Source organism: Marinobacter fuscus (assembly GCF_003007675.1).
Taxonomy (GTDB): Bacteria; Pseudomonadota; Gammaproteobacteria; order Pseudomonadales; family Oleiphilaceae; genus Marinobacter; species Marinobacter fuscus.
Genome location: NZ_PXNP01000017.1, coordinates 1 through 6,073, shown reverse-complemented (window position 1 = coordinate 6,073; position 6,073 = coordinate 1). Strand labels below are relative to the sequence as shown.

At 61.8% G+C, this 6,073-nt stretch carries 4 protein-coding genes and 2 pseudogenes; 5 read left to right on the top strand and 1 reads right to left on the bottom strand.

Features of this window, described 5'->3' with window-relative positions:
* Nucleotides 1–155: 155 nt before the first annotated feature.
* Nucleotides 156–335, bottom strand: a pseudogene (locus C7H09_RS04835) (tyrosine-type recombinase/integrase); the annotation flags it as partial.
* Between C7H09_RS04835 and C7H09_RS04830 the strand changes: the two are divergent.
* From C7H09_RS04830 to C7H09_RS04805, 5 genes and pseudogenes are all read left to right on the top strand, one after another.
* Nucleotides 252–701, top strand: a pseudogene (locus tag C7H09_RS04830) (DUF3363 domain-containing protein); the annotation flags it as partial. The pseudogenes C7H09_RS04835 and C7H09_RS04830 sit on opposite strands and share 84 nt — an antisense overlap.
* A gap of 230 nt (nucleotides 702–931) precedes the next feature.
* A complete protein-coding gene (floR, locus tag C7H09_RS04825) occupies nucleotides 932–2,146 on the top strand; it encodes a chloramphenicol/florfenicol efflux MFS transporter FloR (RefSeq protein WP_106761485.1) in 1,215 nt (404 codons plus the stop codon).
* A gap of 28 nt (nucleotides 2,147–2,174) precedes the next feature.
* A complete protein-coding gene (locus tag C7H09_RS04820; protein ID WP_106761484.1) occupies nucleotides 2,175–3,116 on the top strand; it encodes a LysR family transcriptional regulator in 942 nt (313 codons plus the stop codon).
* 149 nt (nucleotides 3,117–3,265) lie between these two features.
* On the top strand, nucleotides 3,266–5,215 hold the full coding sequence (locus C7H09_RS04815; protein WP_106761483.1) for a conjugal transfer protein TraG: 1,950 nt from the start codon (nucleotides 3,266–3,268) through the stop codon (nucleotides 5,213–5,215).
* A gap of 39 nt (nucleotides 5,216–5,254) precedes the next feature.
* A complete protein-coding gene (locus C7H09_RS04805; protein ID WP_001389365.1) occupies nucleotides 5,255–6,019 on the top strand; it encodes an IS6-like element IS6100 family transposase in 765 nt (254 codons plus the stop codon).
* Nucleotides 6,020–6,073 lie beyond the last annotated feature (54 nt).

Here is a 6,073-nt window from a genome sequence, read left to right as displayed (position 1 = left end):
CTATAGCAGCGGAGGGGTTGGATCCATCAGGCAACGACGGGCTGCTGCCGGCCATCAGCGGACGCAGGGAGGACTTTCCGCAACCGGCCGTTCGATGCGGCACCGATGGCCTTCGCGCAGGGGTAGTGAATCCGCCAGGATTGACTTGCGCTGCCCTACCTCTCACTAGTGAGGGGCGGCAGCGCATCAAGCGGTGAGCGCACTCCGGCACCGCCAACTTTCAGCACATGCGTGTAAATCATCGTCGTAGAGACGTCGGAATGGCCGAGCAGATCCTGCACGGTTCGAATGTCGTAACCGCTGCGGAGCAAGGCCGTCGCGAACGAGTGGCGGACCAGCGCCGCGAGCATCATATCGAACAGGGCGACGCCGCCCGAGCGCGGGACGGCCGCATCTTCTATCGGCGTAGTCTTCTCGCCACGTTGCGCGAACGCGAGGTTGCCCGCGTCGGCGCCGAGATGGCCGAGAGCAAAGGTCTGCCGTTCCGCGCAGCAGCGGATGGCGAGAGCGTCAGCGGCAAGTTCACCGGCACCGTGCAGCTATCGAGCGGCAAGTTCGCCGTGGTCGAGAAATCCCATGAGTTCACCCTTGTCCCATGGCGGCCGATCATCGACCGTCAGCTCGGCCGCGAGGTCATGGGCGTCGTGCAGGGCGGATCGGTGTCTTGGCAGTTGGGCCGGCAGAGAGGGATTGGACTCTAGGTGGTCCAACCCCGGATTGGCAGCTCGACGCATTGCGATGGAAGGGATGATCGGATAGAATCGCCATCCATCTTTTCAATGTGAGGTCAACGGCATGGGAGCCAGTATTACAGCAGACAAGTAAGCCGCAACAACAAGCATTGTTGTTGCGGCGTTCTGTAAGACCAATCCTGTTTGATTGCTGACGAGCAGACGCCGCCCGGAATCCTTATTCGAGAGGTTGATTCGTCATGACCACCACACGCCCCGCGTGGGCTTATACGTTGCCGGCAGCTCTGCTGCTGATGGCTCCCTTCGACATCCTCGCGTCACTGGCGATGGATATTTACCTTCCCGTCGTTCCGGCGATGCCCGGCATCCTGAATACGACGCCATCTACTATCCAACTCACGTTGAGCCTCTACATGGTGATGCTCGGCGTGGGCCAAGTGATCTTCGGGCCGCTTTCGGATCGCATCGGGCGACGGCCAGTCCTGCTTGCTGGCGGGGTGATTTTCGTCGTTGCGTCTCTCGGAGCAGCATGGTCGTCAACGGCCGCAGCCTTGGTCGCCTTCCGCCTGCTTCAAGCGGTCGGCGCATCGGCTGCGCTGGTGGCGACGTTCGCGACGGTTCGCGACGTGTATGCCAGCCAGCCCGAGGGCGTCGTCATCTACGGCCTTTTCAGTTCGATGCTGGCCTTCGTACCTGCTCTTGGCCCAATCGCTGGAGCACTCATCGGCGAGTTTTTCGGATGGCGGGCGATATTCGTCACGCTGGCTGCGCTTGCGTTACCCGCACTCTTGAATGCCGGTTTCAGATGGCACGAAACCCGCCCGTTGGACGGAGCAGGAACGCGCCGATCCGTTTTGCCGATCTTCGCGAGTCCGGCCTTTTGGGTTTACACGGTCGGCTTTAGCGCCGGCATGGGCACTTTCTTTGTCTTCTTCTCGACGGCCCCCCGCGTGCTCATAGGCCAAGCGGACTATTCGGAGATCGGATTCAGCTTAGCCTTCGCCACTGTCGCATTCGTCATGATCGTGACAACCCGCTTCGCGAAGTCCTTTGTCGCCAGATGGGGCATCGCGGGATGCGTGGCGCGTGGGATGGCGCTGCTCGTTTGCGGAGCGGTCCTGTTGGGGATAGGCGAACTCTACGGCTCGCCGTCATTCCTCACCTTCGTCCTACCAATGTGGGTTATGGCGGTCGGCATTGTCGTCACGGTGTCTGTTACCGCCAACGGCGCGCTTGCACAGTTCGATGACATCGCAGGATCGGCAGTCGCGTTCTACTTCTGCATTCAAAGTCTGATCGTCAGCATCGTCGGGACATTGGCGGTGACGCTGTTAAATGGCGACACCGCATGGCCCGTGATCGTCTACGCGACGACGATGGCGGTGCTGGTATCGGTGGGTCTGGCGCTACTTCGATCCCGCGACGTTCCTTCCGAGAGGTCGCCAGTCGTCTAACCGGCGATTGGTAGGACGGCTGGCACCCATGCGGCGCACCCGCCATCGCAGCCTCGTGAATGGCGGTATCCTGTCCGGCAGGATACCGCTCATTTCCCTTGTTCAGTTCGTTGCCGTCGCTGAGCATCTGAACTTTCGGCACGCGGCCAACGCGCTCGGCGTCAGTCAGTCGAGCGTCAGCGCGCGCGTTAAGGCGCTGGAAGAAAATCTTGGTGTCCTGCTGTTCGAGCGCCATGCGCGAGGCGTCCGGCTGACGGATGCAGGCAGACACTTCATGGAGCGGGTCGTGGCAGGCGTCGATCAACTCGATCACGCCGTCAAGACCGCCGGCATGACAGCGCAAGGCGAATGCGGCCGGCTACGCATCGGTGTCTATGCCCTGATTCCGGGCAGCTTCCTTGCAGAGCTGATTGGTCAGTATCGAAAGGACCATCCCAATCTCGACATCGAAATCACGGAGGGCACAGCACGCGATACTCTCACGCAGCTTCGAGCCGACCGGCTGGATATTGCGTTCGTTGCCGGCACGTCCAAACCGCCCGACTGTCATTCCCGGCGAATATGGACCGAACCCCTTTTAGCCGCTGTGTCGGCGCGGCACGCTCTTGTTGGACGCTCGGCCGCCACATGGGCTGATCTGGCAGCGGACACGTTCATCGTCAGACATGGTGGCACCGGCCCACAAGTGCATGACCATATCGTTTTACGCCTTGCCGGAACCTGGCCCGCGCCTTCGATCCTTAGATTTGATGTTGGGCGCGGCACCTTGCTGTCGATGGTGGGACAGGATTTCGGTATCACTGTCATAGGTGCGGCTTCGTCCCTCTTGCCAACATCCGGGGTGGTCTTCCTGCCGATCACCGACGAACCCGAGCCGGTCGCTTTCTCGGCGGTCTGGTCGCCTCACAATCGCAGTGTTGCGCTCCGAAATTTGCTTGGACTCGCCGACAAGATGAGCCGATCTAATTGATTCATTTGGATGTGCTCGAAATTGCGAGCACCCATCCTATTTGCCGCCGATAGTATCCGGCAGCCCTCCTGCATCATCTTTGCTATTGCCTCCCGCGCAAACGCTTATTCTCTAATCGGCTCAATCTCTCTTGCCAACTGGAGCCTGCATTGCGCGGAGGCCGAATCCTTTGGGGTCAGATCGCTGTCGTTTTCACCATCGTTCTGGTGATGACGTGGGCGGCGACGCAATGGATAGCATTCCGCCTCGGCTTCCAGCCGCAGCTTGGCAATCCGTGGTTCGAGCTGGTGGGCCTGCCGGTCTATTATCCACCGGCCTTCTTCTGGTGGTGGTTTTCGTTCGACGCCTATGCGCCCGCGATCTTCGTCGAGGGCGGCATCATCGCCGTATCGGGCGGCTTCCTCGCCATCGCTGCCGCCATCTTCATGTCGATCATCCGCGCGCGCGAAGCCCGGAACGTCGCCACCTACGGTTCGGCGCGATGGGCCGAGGACAGAGAAATCCGCGCGGCCGGATTGCTCGGCCCCGATGGCGTCCTGCTCGGCCGATACGACCGGGACTATCTGCGCCATGATGGTCCCGAGCATGTTCTATGCTTCGCCCCGACGCGCAGCGGCAAAGGCGTCGGGCTGGTGGTGCCGACGCTGCTGACATGGCCGGCATCCGCCATCGTTCACGACATAAAAGGCGAGAACTGGACGCTGACAGCGGGCTTCCGCGCGAAGCATGGCCGCGTGCTGCTGTTCGATCCGACCAACGCCAGATCGTCGGCCTACAACCCGCTGCTGGAGGTGCGGCAGGGCGAATGGGAAGTCCGCGACGTGCAGAATATCGCGGATATTCTGGTCGATCCCGAAGGCAGTCTCGACAAGCGCAATCATTGGGAAAAGACCAGTCATAGCTTGCTGGTCGGCGCGATCCTGCATGTTCTCTACGCGGAGAAGGATAAGACCTTGGCGGGCGTCGCCAACTTCCTGTCCGATCCCCGCCGCCCGGTCGAGGCGACCTTGCGCGCCATGATGGACACGCCGCATCTCGGCGAGGCGGGCCTTCATCCCGTCATCGCGTCGTCCGCCCGCGAACTGTTGAACAAATCCGAGAACGAGCGGTCGGGCGTGCTCTCCACCGCCATGTCGTTTCTCGGCCTCTACCGCGATCCCGTGGTGGCGCGGGTGACGGCGCATTGCGACTGGCGCATTGCCGATCTGGTCGGCAGCCGCCAGCCCGTCACGCTCTATCTGGTCGTGCCGCCATCCGACATTAACCGCACAAAGCCGCTAATCCGCCTGATCCTCAACCAGATTGGGAGGCGGTTGACCGAGGAATTGACCACCTCCGGCAAGCGCCATCGCCTGCTGTTGATGCTCGACGAGTTTCCGGCATTGGGCAGGTTGGATTTTTTCGAGTCCGCCTTGGCCTTCATGGCAGGCTACGGAATCAAAGGCTTCCTGATCGCGCAGAGCCTCAACCAGATCGAGCGGGCCTATGGGCCGAACAACGCGATCCTCGACAACTGCCATGTGCGCGTCAGCTTTGCCACGAATGACGAAAGGACCGCCAAAAGGGTGAGCGACGCGCTCGGCACCGCGACCGAGATGCGCGATTCCACCAACTATGCCGGCCACAGGCTCGCGCCGTGGCTCGGGCATCTCATGGTTTCACGGCAGGAGACAGCCCGGCCGCTGCTCACGCCGGGCGAAATCATGCAGCTTCCGCCTACCGATGAAATCGTCATGGTCGCGGGCACGCCGCCGATCCGCGCGACCAAGGCCCGCTATTTCGAGGACGCGCGGTTGCAGGAACGCATCCTGACCCCGCCCGATCTGGTCGCCGCTCCGCTGGCGCCCAGCCCATCCGCCGATGATTGGTCCGGCCGCGTGGTCGCGGCGGAAAGCCGTTCCGCGACGAGGGGAAACGAGGCCGAGGGCGACCCGGCCAATGCCGGCATCCGCCGCGAGCCGGAATTGCCCGAGCATGAGGAAATCGTCACGCCGACGCCATCGCCCGAACAGGAGTTCGAGTTTCTGGACGACGAGCCGGACGTTGACGCCGCCAAGGCCCGCGCCATGCGCCAGCGGGCTCTGTTGCAAAAATCGTGAAGCTTGAGCATGCTTGGCGGAGATTGGACGGACGGAACGATGACGGATTTCAAGTGGCGCCATTTCCAGGGTGATGTGATCCTGTGGGCGGTGCGCTGGTATTGTCGCTATCCGATCAGCTATCGCGACCTTGAGGAAATGCTGGCGGAACGCGGCATTTCGGTCGACCATACGACGATCTATCGCTGGGTCCAGTGCTACGCCCCGGAGATGGAGAAGCGGCTGCGCTGGTTCTGGCGGCGTGGCTTTGATCCGAGCTGGCGCCTGGATGAAACCTACGTCAAGGTGCGGGGCAAGTGGACCTACCTGTACCGGGCAGTCGACAAGCGGGGCGACACGATCGATTTCTACCTGTCGCCGACCCGCAGCGCCAAGGCAGCGAAGCGGTTCCTGGGCAAGGCCCTGCGAGGCCTGAAGCACTGGGAAAAGCCTGCCACGCTCAATACCGACAAAGCGCCGAGCTATGGTGCAGCGATCACCGAATTGAAGCGCGAAGGAAAGCTGGACCGGGAGACGGCCCACCGGCAGGTGAAGTATCTCAATAACGTGATCGAGGCCGATCACGGAAAGCTCAAGATACTGATCAAGCCGGTGCGCGGTTTCAAATCGATCCCCACGGCCTATGCCACGATCAAGGGATTCGAAGTCATGCGAGCCCTGCGCAAAGGACAGGCTCGCCCCTGGTGCCTGCAGCCCGGCATCAGGGGCGAGGTGCGCCTTGTGGAGAGAGCTTTTGGCATTGGGCCCTCGGCGCTGACGGAGGCCATGGGCATGCTCAACCACCATTTCGCAGCAGCCGCCTGATCGGCGCAGAGCGACAGCCTACCTCTGACTGCCGCCAATCTTTGCAACAGAGCC

Coding starts and splice junctions, on each gene's coding strand:
- C7H09_RS04820 (WP_106761484.1), top strand. CDS start 2,175: ATGCGGCGCACCCGCCATCGCAGCCTCGTGAATGGCGGTATCCTGTCC.
- C7H09_RS04805 (WP_001389365.1), top strand. CDS start 5,255: ATGACGGATTTCAAGTGGCGCCATTTCCAGGGTGATGTGATCCTGTGG.
- floR (WP_106761485.1), top strand. CDS start 932: ATGACCACCACACGCCCCGCGTGGGCTTATACGTTGCCGGCAGCTCTG.